The sequence below is a fragment of the Runella sp. SP2 genome (genome assembly GCF_003711225.1).
Taxonomy (GTDB): Bacteria; Bacteroidota; Bacteroidia; order Cytophagales; family Spirosomataceae; genus Runella.
Window position 1 is genome coordinate 6,122,850 of the sequence record NZ_CP031030.1, and the last position, 14,743, is coordinate 6,137,592.

The 14,743-nt window shown below is 47.7% G+C and carries 11 protein-coding genes; 3 read left to right on the forward strand and 8 right to left on the reverse strand.

The genetic code is table 11. From position 1 onward, the window contains the following. Positions 1–58: 58 nt before the first annotated feature. Positions 59–1,567, reverse strand: a complete 1,509-nt coding sequence (locus DTQ70_RS24645; protein WP_122933259.1) for a DUF4301 family protein — start codon at positions 1,565–1,567, stop codon at positions 59–61. A gap of 200 nt (positions 1,568–1,767) precedes the next feature. On the opposite strand from DTQ70_RS24645, the gene DTQ70_RS24650 reads away from it, so the two are divergent. Then, positions 1,768–2,223 (forward strand): (deoxy)nucleoside triphosphate pyrophosphohydrolase, encoded by a 456-nt coding sequence (locus tag DTQ70_RS24650; protein ID WP_122933260.1) that lies wholly within the window; start codon positions 1,768–1,770, stop codon positions 2,221–2,223. 25 nt (positions 2,224–2,248) lie between these two features. Here the strand turns inward: DTQ70_RS24650 and DTQ70_RS24655 are convergent, their stop codons facing one another. Together DTQ70_RS24655 and DTQ70_RS24660 are read right to left on the reverse strand one after the other, a co-directional pair. Continuing rightward, positions 2,249–5,131 carry a metallophosphoesterase gene (locus tag DTQ70_RS24655; RefSeq protein WP_122933261.1) on the reverse strand — a complete coding sequence of 961 codons (2,883 nt, stop codon included), beginning with the start codon at positions 5,129–5,131 and terminating at the stop codon, positions 2,249–2,251. Between the two features lie 47 nt (positions 5,132–5,178). Then, positions 5,179–6,165 carry a hypothetical protein gene (locus tag DTQ70_RS24660; RefSeq protein ID WP_122933262.1) on the reverse strand — a complete coding sequence of 329 codons (987 nt, stop codon included), beginning with the start codon at positions 6,163–6,165 and terminating at the stop codon, positions 5,179–5,181. A gap of 135 nt (positions 6,166–6,300) precedes the next feature. Between DTQ70_RS24660 and DTQ70_RS24665 the strand changes: the two genes are divergently transcribed. After that, on the forward strand, positions 6,301–6,945 hold the full coding sequence (locus DTQ70_RS24665) for a hypothetical protein (RefSeq protein ID WP_122933263.1): 645 nt from the start codon (positions 6,301–6,303) through the stop codon (positions 6,943–6,945). Positions 6,946–7,214: 269 nt separating this feature from the next. Here the strand turns inward: DTQ70_RS24665 and DTQ70_RS24675 are convergent, their stop codons facing one another. From DTQ70_RS24675 to DTQ70_RS24685, 3 genes are all read right to left on the reverse strand, one after another. Further along, positions 7,215–7,550, reverse strand: coding sequence for a hypothetical protein (locus tag DTQ70_RS24675; protein WP_164490197.1), 336 nt, complete (start codon positions 7,548–7,550; stop codon positions 7,215–7,217). A 12-nt stretch (positions 7,551–7,562) separates the two neighbouring features. Beyond that, on the reverse strand, positions 7,563–10,013 hold the full coding sequence (locus DTQ70_RS24680; protein WP_122933266.1) for a penicillin acylase family protein: 2,451 nt from the start codon (positions 10,011–10,013) through the stop codon (positions 7,563–7,565). Between the two features lie 68 nt (positions 10,014–10,081). Next, on the reverse strand, positions 10,082–11,170 hold the full coding sequence (locus DTQ70_RS24685) for an AI-2E family transporter (RefSeq protein WP_122933267.1): 1,089 nt from the start codon (positions 11,168–11,170) through the stop codon (positions 10,082–10,084). Between the two features lie 483 nt (positions 11,171–11,653). On the opposite strand from DTQ70_RS24685, the gene DTQ70_RS24695 reads away from it, so the two are divergent. Beyond that, complete coding sequence (locus DTQ70_RS24695) at positions 11,654–12,502, forward strand: SdiA-regulated domain-containing protein (RefSeq protein WP_122933269.1); 849 nt, start codon at positions 11,654–11,656, stop codon at positions 12,500–12,502. Between the two features lie 71 nt (positions 12,503–12,573). Here DTQ70_RS24695 and DTQ70_RS24700 read toward each other — a convergent pair whose 3' ends face one another. Both DTQ70_RS24700 and DTQ70_RS24705 read right to left on the reverse strand, forming a co-directional pair. Continuing rightward, on the reverse strand, positions 12,574–14,103 hold the full coding sequence (locus DTQ70_RS24700) for a flotillin family protein (protein ID WP_122933270.1): 1,530 nt from the start codon (positions 14,101–14,103) through the stop codon (positions 12,574–12,576). Between the two features lie 56 nt (positions 14,104–14,159). Next, positions 14,160–14,729 carry a serine protease gene (locus tag DTQ70_RS24705; protein ID WP_122933271.1) on the reverse strand — a complete coding sequence of 190 codons (570 nt, stop codon included), beginning with the start codon at positions 14,727–14,729 and terminating at the stop codon, positions 14,160–14,162. Positions 14,730–14,743 lie beyond the last annotated feature (14 nt).

Genomic DNA, 14,743 nt, shown 5'->3' on the forward strand with positions numbered 1-14,743 from the left:
CCCCTCTGATGCGGAAAACCGTTCAGAAGGGGCTAAAAAGGCGTTTTTTTAACAAACTTTACGCTTGGTGCTCTTTACGAAGCAAATCGTTGACGGTTTTGACGGGGTTGAAGGTAATCAACGGAACTTCCACAAACACCGTATTCCAGTCAGACATTGAGCCGTTCCAAAGTCCTGGAAGTTCTTGGGCTTTAAGGTCTTTGCCGTCTTTTGATTTTTGGGTAATAAAGCCCGTATTGGAGTCGCGATAACTCATCAATTCAAATTTCTTGCCTTTATAACCACGGAGAGAGCACACCAAATCAACGGGGTTGAAGTGCGTTGCGGTATCGAAAAGCGCTTTTTGTGCAGCATCGTCCATGTCAATTTGCGCCGACTCTACCACTTGGAGCGAGGTCGTGCCGTCGGGATTCGCCGCCCAGAAAGGCCCGCCACCAGGCTCGCCGACGTTTTTCACCATTCCGCACAAACGCACAGGGCGGTCGAGCTTCATGGCAAAATAGGCGAGTTTTTCGGTGTTTGAAAGCGTCCAGAAATCCTTGGTAGGCTGCGTAAACATCGTCGTTTCGTAAAACTCTGACAGTTCGCTGATTAGGCTATCGCTGTTTTCGCCTGCTTCGATGCGGGCTAAGAAATCAAAAATTTGCTGGCGATATTTCAACAACAACGCCCCGAGGACTTTTTTGTACGTAAAAGTGGTGTCTTTGAGGCTATCGGGTACGACATTGTCGATGTTTTTGATGAATACCACATCACCGTCTTGGTCATCGAGGTTGGCCAAAAGCGCCCCGTGTCCCGCAGGACGGAACAACAAGCTACCGTCGGCGTTGCGGAAAGGTGTGTTGTCCATGTTCACCGAAATGGTATCGGTAGAGGGTTTTTGTTCTGAAAAACTCACTTCGTAAGTAACGTTGTATTTCTCTTCAAAAGCAGGTTTTACGGCCTCAATCAGGGCTTCAAAGCGGCTGCGGTGTTCAGGCGAAACGGTGAAATGCAGGCGTACTTGTCCGTTGGCGTTGGCGTAGTTGGCGCCTTCTACTAAATGCTCTTCTACGGGCGTACGTGCCCCTTCTTCGTAGTTGTGGAATTTTAACAAACCTTTAGGAAGGTTGCCGTAATCTAGCCCTTTGCCACTCAAGATATAATCGGCAATTTGTTGGTAGTCGCCGTCGCCAATGGCCGTTTCAATGTCAACACCGTCGTTGGCCATGGCGGCTTTTAGGTCTTCAAAGAAAGCAAAATCGCGAATTCGCTCGCTAAATTCTGGAATGGACTTGTCACTTTTTCCGTCGTCTTTGAAAGCAAAAAGCGACTTGAACATCCGCGTGGCAGCGCCCGAAGCTGGGACAAACTTCAACAACGAAACGTTTTTGGCTTGTGCATCAAATTCATCGACAAGTGCGGCACTTTCTTCTTCGCTCACGCGCACAATGCCATCACCTACGGTAGCGGCCTTGAGAACTTTTAAAAAAGGGAAGCCCGTTTCAAAATGAGAAATCTGCTGTTGGATGGTTTCAAGCGAAATGCCCTGCTTTTCGATTTGGGCGAGGTCTTTTTCAGTAAACATGGGTTTGAATAAGATTATACTGTTTGAGGTTCGGAGTTACAAAATCGTATTATGACTACAAAAACTTGGACTTTGTGCTAAAAATAAGGAAGATTCATGGATGCAAACTATAAAATATTTGTTAATCCTTCGACCGTTCGATAAAAAAAGCGGTTAGAAATGATTTTCCGTACTAACTTTGTATAAAAAAGCGGCTTTGTATGGCAATCCCACCCGAAAGTTCAAAAAAAATTGTGGTAGTACCCTGCGCTATCTTTGAAAAAGATGGGTGTGTCTTTTCGGCCCAGCGCAAGGAAGGGATGTCACTGGCTTTAAAATGGGAGTTCCCTGGCGGAAAAGTGGATGAAGGCGAAACTGAAATAGAGGCACTTCACCGCGAAATTATGGAGGAGCTGAGTGTAGAAATTGAAATAGGAGTACGCCTTGAACCTGCTTACAAAGAAGACCCTAATCGCATTATCTGCCTTGTACCTTACGTGTGTCGGATGCTTACCTCGCCCATCGTTTTGACCGAACACCAACAATACAAATGGGTTCGGCTGGAAGAGGTTCACAAACTAGATTGGGCCGAAGCCGACCTAGAAGTCATCGAAACTTTTCTTCACTATTTAGACGTTAGTAAACTACGTCGCCATAAGACAAAGTTAAAGTGTTGATTATTAGGTGTTCCTAATTCCTACTTTACAGTTTCACAACTTTACGAACAATCGTTTGCCCCTCTACCACAAAGTGAAGTAAATAGGTACCCACAGGTACGTTTTCTAACGAAATTTCCATTCCTTGCAACACTCCTTTTCGGAAGTATCCTTTGTTGAGGGTTTTTCCTTGCGCATCCAATAATTCCCAATCGCCTGATTTTTGACCAAAAATTTTAGCTTCTACTTTGACTTTGCTGTGGGTCGGGTTGGGTAATACCCGCAAGTCTTCGTCAGAAACAGGCGCAATGGCCGTGAGAAGAACATTCACGCGCGCACTGCCACCAACGCTTCCGTTTCCACATACGTTTGTCACTGATTTGAGTGTATAGGTGGTTTCTAAGGCTGGTTTTACGCTGATACTGCTAACATTATTGGAGACACTGGCCGTGTTATTGTCCGAAAGAACGTACGTCACAGGAAACGTGCCTTGAACACTTAATTTTAGCTTAGCTTCCCCTCCAAACGCAATTGTCGTGTCGCCACTAAGGGTTGCTTTGGCGCGTTGTTTGAGCGAAAAAACGTCGCTTGGTGTGAGGCTCGCTCTGGCATTTTGGGTGGGCTTTATACGTAAACGATAACTGCCGCCGATTTCTACACTAGCAGGAATCGTAACTTTAAGGGGGCTTTGGCTGCCACTTCCGACAGTGCGAGGAGTGGTAAAGTTGCCTTCTTTGTCTGATAATTGAGCCTCAAAGCCAATGCCTGTATCAAACCCTCCTGTGACGGTGAAAGGCAAATCGAACACCGATTCGTCGCAAAGTATAACTCCCGTAGGCATTTGGGTAGCGATTTTGGGCGTTACTTCCACGCGTGCATTTCCGTTGGTGGTGCCTGTTCCGCAGGCATTGCTTACGGAGGTGACGGTATAAGTGGTGGTTGTAAGCGGCGAAATGGAGATGGTCAATGGGTTGGTGGAAGTGGTCGCAGCGGGGCCGCCCGAAAGCTGGTACGTCCATGGCCCCGAACCCGAAAATTGGAGTGTAAGTGGGGTACTTTGCCCTGCCTCGATGGTTGCTGCGCCGCTCAAAGTAGCCGTCGGTTTTTGCTGAATGCGAAAACCTGTAGATACAACTGGAGGAATCCCTGCTACGTTGGCTACAATGCGCAAACGATAGTTGTCGCCCGAAGGGAGTGAGGTGGGTAAGGTGGCAGAAAATGCTTCGTTACTTGCGGTGGAAAGGGTGACGGGTTGTGAAAAATTGCCTTGATTATCAGATAATTGTAAAGTGTATTTCCAGCGGTTGCGGTCAGTGTTGGTTACAGAAAAGGGAATAGAAAGAGCCTCACCAGCGCAGACAGTGGCCAGAGGTTTATCGAACGAAAGAGTAGGCTTTTCGCTTACCGAAACTACGAAACGATCCAACAAACAACCCGCTTCGTCGCGGACAGTGAGGGTAGTGTCACCTGTAAGAGTAAAAGACAACGTAGGCTCACTACTACCATTGGACCATTTTGCTGCGCCTTTCCACGACGGCTTTAGCGTCACGACTTCTCCGTGGCGAGCTTTGAGTTGTGTCGTTTTATTGACGTTTTTGAAAATCGTAAATTGATCACGAACCACGCCGTCGTTACAAAGCCATTCAAAATTGAGGCGGTTGTCTTCTACTTCGATAACGACAGAACCACCGTTTTGGAAGTTTTTGAAAGGCATCGCGGGGTGGGCGGGGCCATCGAGTCCGTTGTTACGCCCCGAAGAACCTGCAACTACGTAAATAACGCCTTCATCACCTCCATTTTTGACGTATGCACACGAATTGGGGCTGTTGTCGTATTTGCCAGAAGAAGTGCTGGTCAAATGAGCGGCTTCGTTGAAAGTCGGGGCAAGCCCCGTATGACCCCGCGTAGGGCGCGAACGTTCGTACAAGTGGCTATGACCGCTCAGTACCAAATCAACTTTGTATCGCTCTAAAATAGGGTTCAAGTTTTCACGGATACGAACCAATTCCGTTTCCGTATCCGAGTCATGCGAGTTTTTGGTGTAAGGTGGGTGGTGAAACATCACAATTGTCCACGGAAGGCGATTGGCGGCTAAGTCTTTTTTGAGCCATTCTACCTGTGGGCTGAGCGTATCGTACAATCGGTATTTGTCTTGCTCAATGCCGTAAGAGTCCAAGGCTACTACGTGTACATTCCCGTAATCAAACGAATAATTCATTTCCGACCCCGACGGAACACCGCCCGACTCGCCGTTTTGGGGTTGGGAGAAAATCTGAAAATAGGCAACCTCACGGCGGGTAGGTGTTCCTGAATAGTATTCATGATTCCCAGGAATGGCCCAAATGACGTTGTTTTTGAAGAAATAGTCTTGGTAAATATTGAAGAAATTGTTCTGGTATTCTTCGTCCGTACCGATGGCGTAGGCGTTGTCGCCAAGAAATAAAACAGCGTCGGTTTGGCGGTTGTCGTTTTGAATACGTTTTAAGTAGGCGTCTCGAACTTCCCGCTGGTTGGGAGAACCATCGCCTGCATCCCCCATGGCCCAAATACGTACTTTCTGTTTACTACCCGTGGGTGGAGCTGTTTTGAAATAATATGAATCTCCTTCATAGGTTGTACCATTGACCTGGATTCCGTAATAATAGACTGAGTTGGGGGTAAGACCAGTGATGCTTACTTCGTGTTCGGTCGTGGGAACGTCGCGGCTAACGCTTTGCGTTTTTTGGGAAGAAGAACTACCATAAGTGAGCTTACTAACCACCGCCACGTCTGTCCGCCAACGCACTACGATGCCCGTTGAAGAACCCATTTGGAGGTAAGGGCCTCGTACAATTTTTTGGGCAAAAAGGGCATTGGAAGCACAAACGGTTATTAGAAGTGCAAACCCAACAAGGACTAAAAAACGGCGTTTAAGTAGAACTGGAGCCATGCGAATTGTGATTAATTAAATCGAACCACAAAGTTGCGCAAAAGAACCTATTTTACCTCAATCGTTACGCTTACTTCTTTCTGAGGTTTGCAGTACCATTCGCCTTGGCAACGTAAAAAGTACGTGGTGGTTTCTTGCGGCGAAAAACTGCGTTGATTGCGCGGTGAGTAGCTATACCGTTGCATAAGCGTTTTGGTTCCATTGGCAGTTTGGTAAAACCACTCCAACGGCCCCTGACCATATTCGTTGACGGGGCAGCCTGACAATGATAAGGTGATTTCTTCCCCCTTCGTAATGGTGTATTTTTCGGCAGTTAGCGTGGGAATAGGGACGTTGCAAGTGGCACACTCTTTTTCCCGAACCACTACGTACTGTACATTTTGAGCAAAGTCACTGGCTTTGAAGAAATAGCGCTGCGACCAACTGCCCGTGGTGGAGTTTTCAAGAATTACCCGATTGCTATCAAATGTTTTGGTCGAAGAAAGGCTCACTTCGGCGCATTTGACTTCGTCGAGCAGGTTGGAATAACCTTTCCGAAGGGCCACTTTGTACTCGCGGCTTGTGAAAATATTGGTGTATGTGGTGTCTTGAGAAATTAAAATTTCGTAAGGATAAGGCCGAAGGGTGTCCACGGGCGGCAAGTTGACGTCAATGTCGTCCCGATAAGCTTTGTCGGTAAATCGAATCAAGGCTCGGGCGGCTTTTCGGTCGGTAGTAGTGCCTTTAGGGCCATCCCACACGACTTTAAATTTACGAGAGAGAACCGTTTTAAACGAAATAGGCCGACGTACCAACTCACAAGGATTAGTTAGGCCGCCTCGGTAAAAAATGCCAAAAACGGCCGTGGCGTAGTACAGACTATCTTGTGGATTAAAAAAGCCACGGTCTTGGTCGGTGACTTCCGAAGTACTGATAGGAGCGCCTGCTTCACACTTACCTGATGTTCCCGATGTCCTTCCGTTAAAAAATGGATTTTCGCACCCGATTAGTCCCACAACACCAATCCATACAACTATTGTCAGCCACTTATTCATTTCGCAAATCGTTTTCGATAGTTTCTCAGACAAATATACGGGGAAATTGGCAAAAACGATTCTGCTAGTTTGAGCAAAGTTTATAAAACTGGTATGCTTATTGCTCTGACGCTGAGTATAACTAAGCTTACGTACATGAAAAAATTATACCTAGTTGCGTTGTTGGGCATGTTAGTGGGAGTGCAGTCGTATGCTCAACGTTTTGTAAAAATAGACGAAGACAGCCGCCGTTTTTGGATGAATGTGGGTGTCGGGCCTGGTTTGATGAAAGCAGGTGGTTCTTACGACTTTAGCCCTTTTTTTCTCCCGAAAACAGCTCCTACGTGGCAGGTGTTTTTGTCGCCGTATTACATGGCATCCAATCGTTTTAACGTTGGCCTGAAATTGGGCGGCTTTTTCCGACCTTCGTTTGAAGACGTTGAGTCAAAGAGTTTGATTCAGCAAAAATTTACGTCGTTTGGGTTGTTGTACGCCGACTATTATTTGTCATCGCCGTATCGGATTTTGGAACGACCTTGGAAACCTCGTTTTTACTTGGGATTAGGTGCTGGTGTTTCGTACATTGGTAAACTAGAAGCCAAAGATTTGTTGACCGAAAGTAGATATACTTTCCGTCGCAAAAACCAAGATGCGTTCATCACGGTAGCGCCAAAAATTGGGGTTTCTTTCCGTTATATTAAACTCGAAATTGAGCACACGTTGACGACGCCTTTCAATCCAGATATTACGTCGATTACCATCATCAGCGCCCTTCCGTTGGGAAATCCAAGGTACTATTAGAGGAGTGATGAGTTATGAGAGATAAGTGATGAGGAGTTGACAGACTATTCTTTACAACCAAAAATCCCCGAGTCCTTGACAAAGACGCGGGGATTTTTGGTTGGTTGAGGTTGTGAATTTCTGCTTTGGGCGGGTTTTGAGAAACCCTTTGCACATTTGCCTTTTGCACATTTGCCTCTTGCTTTCTTCGGGCGGGTTGTGAGCAACCCTTTGCACGTTTGCCTTTTTGCCTCTTGCCCTTTGCTTTCTTCGAGCAACCCTTTGCACGGCTATGGTTTCAGCGCTAAACGACAATAATGACCTGCTAACCCAGCAAAGCCTGCTACCAATCCTCCCACGAGGGTGACGGCGGCAAAAAGACTGGCGGCGTTTGGCAATTTGAAAATTTCAGCCACTTTTAAAGGAAATTCACCTCCGCTAGAAAAGCTTTGGAACAATGAATACCCTAACCATAAAGTAGAAACTGCGGCAAACGCAATTCCGTACGCTTCTTTGGCATTTTTAGCTTTCCAAAAACAAAGCCCAAAACAAACGACGGGCATCAGCCACCAAGGGCCTAAAAATTGAGCAATACCGCTTATGACAAGAATAAGAATATATAGCATGAGTCGGAAAGTTTAGCGTTGTAATTTGACGGTTGATTTGATGCGAGGGTGTTGTTCGTCTTTCGACTTCAAAAACACAAGCTCGTTGAGTTCGCCTTTAGCCCATTTATCCACCATGTTGTCGTAGTGTGGGCTACCTGGGTTGCCCGACTGCCCGCCTGGGTACAAACCGTAGGCTTTAGGCCACGTTTTGTCGAGCTGCACCACCATTCGCCACGATGGGCCGTGGCCTGCTTCGGTCGTTGCATTGACAATGCCTGCGCCACCGCCATTGATGACATCCATGCGCGAAAACGACTTGAACAACGGTACAAGGTGCTTGATGTCAGTTCCTTTGGCAGTCCCCCAAACCCACGTTTGTGGATTGTACGGCCCGTATTTTACCGTAAGCGAGTCAATGGTAGCTTTGAAGGTAGTCGTAATAATGTCAGCGGCGGTTTCTATTTTATCAGTCGTTTTTACGTTGTCAAACCACTTCGCATTGGGTTGTTTTTGAAGCATGGCCCACGTACGGTCACGGGTAGGCTGAGACATGGGCGCTTTTTCGTCTTGGGTTGGAAACTCATCTTCCCAAATCGCTAAGCGAAGTTCTCTTACGAAACGCTCAAAAATGGTTGGGGCGATTTCGTTGGGGTCGTTGCGTAAGTTCCATTTGGCCAACACGCCGTAGGCTGGCAAAGCTTTGGCGTTGGGGTCTTTTTCCAAATACTTGAGTAATTCGGGCAGAATGCGGCGTGCTTCTACGTTGAAGTTATCATTTTGGAGGAGACGTAAACTGTCGGGGGTTGCTTTGGTCATGTTGCCTAAACGCTCATTGATACGAATCCCCCGTTCGGCGGGTGCAAATTTCCACCCCAAATAATACGGGTAAGAAGGGTCAGTAGGGAACTGATTGGCCGAACTTACAAAACCACGGGCAGGGTTTTTGACGTAAGGCGTTTGCTCCACGGGAATCCACGCTTTCCATTCGTGTTCAGGGTTAGCGCCATCGAGCGAATATTTGCCCTGCTCTTTCCATTTCAACGGAAAATACCCTGCTGAGGTAATGGCAACGTCGTTTTGATTGCTGGCAAACACAACGTTGAAACCAGGTGCTGCCAAATAGGGTAAAATTTGACGGTAATCGTCGTAATTTTTACCGTGGTTGATGAGGTACAGCGCTTTCACCGAATTTCCCGCAGCTACGGGGCCTACCCACGTAAGTGCATGACCAACGGGTAAATCGGAAAAGAATGGCTTTTGTCCTTGGCTATAAAGAATTGGGCCGTGGTGGGTATAAAGGACGGTATCACGGATGATTTCGGGCGAGCCTTTTACCTTAAATTCGTTGACCCTCGACGTCACAGGACGCCAGTCGTTGCCGTATTTATATTCTTTGAAAGTGTTGTCTTTGAACTGAATTTGGAACAAGTCAAACACGTCCGAACCGACGTTGGTCATGCCCCAAGCAATGTCTTTGTTGAACCCAATACCAATACCTGGCCAACCCGGTACACACACGCCATAGACGTTGACCGTGGGTGAAACCAACTGCATTTGGTACCAAATAGAAGGAAGACTTAATCCTAAGTGGGGGTCGTTGGCGAGCAAAGGCAACCCAGAGGCTGTACGCGAACCGTGAACCGCCCAGTTGTTGGAGCCAATACCTGGGTTTTCGGCTTCGAGGTCAAGATTGGCGGCGATGCTCGCTTTCATGAGTTCGGGTACTTTGGGAACGGCAAGCGGCGTAAAATCCCATTTTGTGCCCGAGGGTACAATCGGTGACTCTTCTACGGGATAGTCAGGAAAGAGGTCGTTCATGGTCTCTTTCCCAAACTTCGCCAGAGCGTTGGCCATGCGGTAGTCGTCCGAGCGCGCATTCATGTCTTTGCGCATCACCATTTCGACCAAGGCTGTTTTGAGCGGCGACCAAGCTTCGGGGGTATAGCCAAGAATTTTATACTCGATGGCCAAGTCCTTGTATGAAACCTGTTGAATGTAAGCATTTACCCCTGCGGAATAAGCATCCACAATGAGTTTAGAGGTAGGGTCTTGGGTAAATGACTGTGCCAATTTTTCGGCGCCTTCGGGTAGTTGGAGACGGCGATTATAGCGGTCAAAATCAAGTGCCAAAGGCCCCATTACTTCGCTCAAACGCCCTGCTGCCACGCGGCTGTAAAAGTCCATTTGCCAAAGACGGTCGCGGGCAATGATGAAACCTTGGGCGAAATACAAGTCTTCGTCGTTGTCGGCAAAGATGTGCGGGACTCCGTTGTCGTCGTATTTGACCGTAACTTCGCCTTTGAGCCCTTGAAGTTTAATGTCGGCTGGGGGTTGTTTATCGGGCGACTCGGCGTTTTGCCAAAAACCTGTAAACGGACTAAAAAAAGGCCCCAAAGCAGGAGCAGGCCCAAGCGGGCGGCTAAAAATGTACGTCAATCCACCAGCTACCAGCAGACTCAACAACGCACGGATGTATTTCATTGAGGAATGTTAAAAGGGTTTGGTTTTGGTATTTTGTTGATAAAAAAATGAATTAATTGGGGTGCAAGTTACTGTTTTTTATCAAATGTAGGCCAGTCGAGTGGCGCGCGGTCTTCGGCTTCTCCCAATAAATAACCAAAAGGTTTGAGGGCTTCGACCGAATCAAAAACTACTTTCACAATGGCCGTAACAGGCAGGGCTAAAATCAAGCCCGAAACACCCCAAAGTTGTCCCCCAAAAATTAAGACAATCATGGAAGCCAGCGGGTTGACGCTCACTTTAGAACCGACGATGTAAGGCGTAATAAAATTTCCTTCCAGTACTTGAATAACCCCAAAAACGGCCAATACACCTAGTGAATACATAGGCGAATCGAGCGCAACCAAGGCCATTAAGGCGGGCAAAATAGAGCCAATCAGCAGACCGATGTAAGGGATAAGCAATAAACAAGACGCAAAAAATCCAAAGAAAATGGCGTGTGGAACACCAAGCAGCAGCAAGCCTGCGGAATTGAGTACTCCCACAATCAGAATAACCGATACCAACCCCACGAGGTAGCCTTGCACGACTTCATAAATCCGTCGAATGGCTTGATCGACGCGGCGTTTGTGGCGACTATCAAACAATTTGTAAAAAAACTGACGGAAAAAGTCGCGGTAAAGCAGAAAGAAAAATACAAACAAAGGAACAAGCGTGGCTGAGGCCAGCGTACCCGTGGTGGTAGCGACGGCACCCGTCAAGACCGACGCACTGTTTTTGAGGGCTTCGGTGAGGTACTTACGGCCTTCGCTAATTTGTTTGCGCCGGCTCATGCCAAAGTTATCACTTAAAAAATCTTGTCCTTGGTCAATCCAATAATTAGCTTTTTTCTCCAAACGAGGAAGTTCTTCTCCAAAGCTGATGATTTGAATGGAAGCCAGATAAATTAATCCTACCAAAACGGCAAAAAAGATGATTTGGGCAATAGTAATGGCCAATAATCGTGGAAAACGCCAACGTTCTAAAAAAGCACAGATTGGGTACAGAAGCACGGAAAATAAAACCGAAAAGGTAAGGGGGACGATGGTCTCGCGGAGAACGTACAAAATATAAACAATAATCACCGACGAGAGAAGCCACCCCGCGAGTCGAAGGGAAAAAGGAAATGATTTTTGCATGGTCAGACTGAACCTTTTAGGGTAATTTTAAGATTTTTGGAGAGGATTTAAGTCGAAACGGTAAATTCACCCAAATCTACGTATTTTCAGGGGGAAAAGGCAAACTCCCGTGCCAAGGGTTGCTCACAACCCGCCCGAAGAAGGCAAGAGGCAAAAAGCAAATGGCAAACGTGCGCTCGTGCTAAGGGTTGCTCACAACCCGCTCGAAGAATGCAAGAGGCAAAAAGCAAATGGCAAACGTGCGCTCGTGCTAAGGGTTGCTCACAACCCGCTCGAAGAATGCAAGAGGCAAAAAGCAAATGGCAAACGTGCGCTCGTGCTAAGGGTTGCTCACAACCCGCTCGAAGAAGGCAAGAGGCAAAAAGCAAATGGCAAACGTGCGCTCGTGCTAAGGGTTGCTCACAACCCGCTCGAAGAAGAACAAAGACCCGAAACTGGATATAGATACCTCCTACGTCGGTAGGACAAAAAAGGAAAGAGAAAATGTTTCAAAAACTATTTTGGCTGGCATTTACGTTGCGCGTGGCGATGTGCGACTGTCACCACGAAAGACGAAAAGAAGGCTTCAAACGGGAAAATTCCCGTTATAAAGTAACGCAAGTAGGGCAATTGCCGCCACAAATTCACGAAACTTCGGGGCTGGTGTTGGGGGAAAAAGAAGGAACATTTTGGACGCACAACGACGGTGGAAACCCCGCCGAAATCTATGAGATTGACCCAAAAGGAGCGTTGCTCCGTACGCTTCCGCTGTCGCCTTTGGTCAATAAAGACTGGGAAGACATCGCCAAAGACGACCGAGGCAACCTCTACCTCGCCGACGTGGGCAATAACGCCAACAATCGCCGCGATTTGGTCATTTATAAATTTCATCCGCTCATGCCCGAGCGCGTAGAAAATATTCGGGTTAGGTATGCCGACCAACGCGCGTTTCCACCCGCCGCCGACTCGCTCAATTTTGATTGTGAAGCAGTAGTTTGGCACCAAAACAAACTCTATTTGTTTTCTAAAAACCGCAGCAAAACCGACCGAATGGTGAAAATGTATGCCGTGCCCGACGCAGCGGGCAACTACAAGGCCAGCCCCCAAGACAGCGTGTATAGCCACGCGATGGTAACGGGAGCCGATGTGAGTCCCGACGGAAAAACGCTGGCATTGCTCACTTATGGAAAAGTGTTGCTTTTTGACATTACCCAAGGCATGAACTTAGAACGCCCTACGCATTGCCTAAAAATAGCCCGCGCTCAGACCGAAGCCATTGTTTTTTTCAACAATACCGACTTTGTGATTTCCAACGAACGAAAGGGGCAACTGTGGAAAGTAACGAAAAAATAGTCCCTTTTGTCATTCCGTAGGAATCTAAAACGTGGTAGAAGATTCCTACGGAATGACAAAAAGCGTACGTATTACGATTTAGAATCAGTTGGGAGTTTGATGGTTGGGGTTTCACCCGCCTCTTTGCCTTTCAAATAATCAGGAAGGTTCAAACCTGCCATGTTGAAAAGGTCATTGAGGGGAGGAACTGATTTCATCATCCCAGAGATAAAATTGGCGGTAGATGGATTCTCACCGTTGCTTCCGCCATTGTCCCAAACCGTCACTTTGTCGATTTTGATATTTTTCACGGCTTCTACTTGAATTTGTATCAACTCAGGAAGTTTTTCAATCAACAACAACTGGAAGGCTTTCGACGGGTCGCCACCTGCGGCTTGCACTACTTCTTTGTACCCTTCGGCCTGTTTGGTCAGGATTTCGTACAAACCTTTTGCTTCGGCCTCCATTTTGGCATAAATCGCGTCGGCTTCACCTTTGGCTCGTTCGCGGATGCGCTCTGCTTCGGCCTGGGCTTCGATAATAGCGCGTTGTTTGGCTATTTCGGCGGGAACAATCGTGTTGGCCAACTGTGAAGAACGTTCACGTTCGGCGCGGGCGGTTTCCGCTTTTTGTTCGGCCACATACGATTCCTCCAAAGCCATTGCTTGTTGTACTTTTTCGGCAGCGTTGGCACGGCGGTTGGCTTCTGCTTCGCGCTCACGGCGGAGGGCTTCCGAGTTGGCAATGGTGATTCGGGCTTCGTTTTCACCCCGAACGGCGATGGAGTTGGCTTCCGAAATTTTAATACGTGTGTCTTTTTCGGCTTCGGCTTTTCCGATGGCTTCGTCGCGGAGGGTGGCCGCAATGACCACTTCTTTGTCTTTTTTGGTCTGGGCAATTTGAATATCGCGTTCGCGCTGGGTTTCGGCAATGCGGGTGTCGCGGTCGCGGTCGGCGAGGGCTTTCCCGATTTCCCCCACTTTCTCTTGCTCGGCCACGCTGATTTTGGCTTCGTTGATGGCCTTCGCAGCGGCTTCTTTACCAAGAGCTTCGATGTACCCCGACTCATCGCGCAAGTCGGTAACGTTGACGTTAATCAATTTTAAGCCTATTTTTTTCAACTCGGCCTCTACGTTTTGGGTAATATTGGTCAAAAACTTGTCGCGGTCTGAGTTGATTTCCTCGATGGTCATGGTGGCAATCACCAAGCGAAGTTGTCCAAACAAAATATCCTTGGCCAATTCCTGAATGTCCTGCATCGAAAGCCCCAAAAGGCGTTCGGCGGCGTTGTTCATGCTGTCGGTTTCGGTAGAGATGGCTACTGTAAAACGGCAAGGAACGTCGATGCGAATGTTCTGACGGCTGAGGGCGTTGGTCAAATTGGCTTCAATGGAAATGGGTTTTAAGTCCAAAAAAGCGTAATCCTGAATCACAGGCCACACAAAAGCACCCCCGCCGTGGATACAGCGCGCCGACGACGTGCCGCCGTCTTTGTTGGTGCCCGTCCGTCCGTAGATGACGAGGATTTTGTCAGAAGGACAGCGCTTGTAACGCGCCAGAAGGGCGGTAATGGTAGCGAAAATAACGACCGCAATCACCGCGATGGTAATCAATGGAGTCATGGTTGTAAAGAGATTTAGTTAAGAAATGAATGAAAATAGTTTAGCAAAAGAAAGCATTAGCACAGCTCCACCACCAAGGTGTCATTGGGCAAAGTAGCAGTCACTTTAACAACCGCCCCCGTGGGAATAGGTGTTGCTTGTTGGGTGACGGCATTGAGCTCGCGAAGCGTATTTTGAACGCTCACGTGCACTTTGCCATGTCCGCCTTGCTGGGCAGGAATGGTCAGATAGACTTCGGCGGTTTTACCGACGGCATTTTCGAGCCGCATCACGTTGTTTTGGTTGAGCTTTTGCAACTGTTTGATAATGAAGAAAAACACCCCAACCAACGCCAATCCCGCCAATGTAGCAACAATGATGAGGACAAACCGATTGGAAATGAGTTCGTAAAAGCCAAGCCCCGTCCAGCCAAACCCTAATAAAAAATGAATCAGGTTTCGGAACGAAAACAATTGAAACGGCCCATCGGTATGCGACACATCCCCGTCGAAGTCGGCATCGAGGCCATCGGAGGCATCGCTTCCCGCAAACGTCATAACGGTTTGAATCAGGAAAATGAGCGACGCAGGCAGCGTAATGTACCACAACCCTTTTACAAAAGGGTCGGCATTCTGAAGGAATTCCATAGCAGGTAGCGTTA

Excerpts from the sequence above, each read along its gene's own strand:
- DTQ70_RS24665 (WP_122933263.1), top strand. The coding sequence starts at position 6,301 with ATGAAAAAATTATACCTAGTTGCGTTGTTGGGCATGTTAGTGGGAGTG.
- DTQ70_RS24675 (WP_164490197.1), bottom strand. The coding sequence starts at position 7,550 with ATGCTATATATTCTTATTCTTGTCATAAGCGGTATTGCTCAATTTTTA.
- DTQ70_RS24680 (WP_122933266.1), bottom strand. The coding sequence starts at position 10,013 with ATGAAATACATCCGTGCGTTGTTGAGTCTGCTGGTAGCTGGTGGATTG.
- DTQ70_RS24655 (WP_122933261.1), bottom strand. The coding sequence starts at position 5,131 with ATGGCTCCAGTTCTACTTAAACGCCGTTTTTTAGTCCTTGTTGGGTTT.
- DTQ70_RS24650 (WP_122933260.1), top strand. The coding sequence starts at position 1,768 with ATGGCAATCCCACCCGAAAGTTCAAAAAAAATTGTGGTAGTACCCTGC.
- DTQ70_RS24660 (WP_122933262.1), bottom strand. The coding sequence starts at position 6,165 with ATGAATAAGTGGCTGACAATAGTTGTATGGATTGGTGTTGTGGGACTA.
- DTQ70_RS24700 (WP_122933270.1), bottom strand. The coding sequence starts at position 14,103 with ATGACTCCATTGATTACCATCGCGGTGATTGCGGTCGTTATTTTCGCT.
- DTQ70_RS24685 (WP_122933267.1), bottom strand. The coding sequence starts at position 11,170 with ATGCAAAAATCATTTCCTTTTTCCCTTCGACTCGCGGGGTGGCTTCTC.
- DTQ70_RS24695 (WP_122933269.1), top strand. The coding sequence starts at position 11,654 with ATGTTTCAAAAACTATTTTGGCTGGCATTTACGTTGCGCGTGGCGATG.
- DTQ70_RS24645 (WP_122933259.1), bottom strand. The coding sequence starts at position 1,567 with ATGTTTACTGAAAAAGACCTCGCCCAAATCGAAAAGCAGGGCATTTCG.
- DTQ70_RS24705 (WP_122933271.1), bottom strand. The coding sequence starts at position 14,729 with ATGGAATTCCTTCAGAATGCCGACCCTTTTGTAAAAGGGTTGTGGTAC.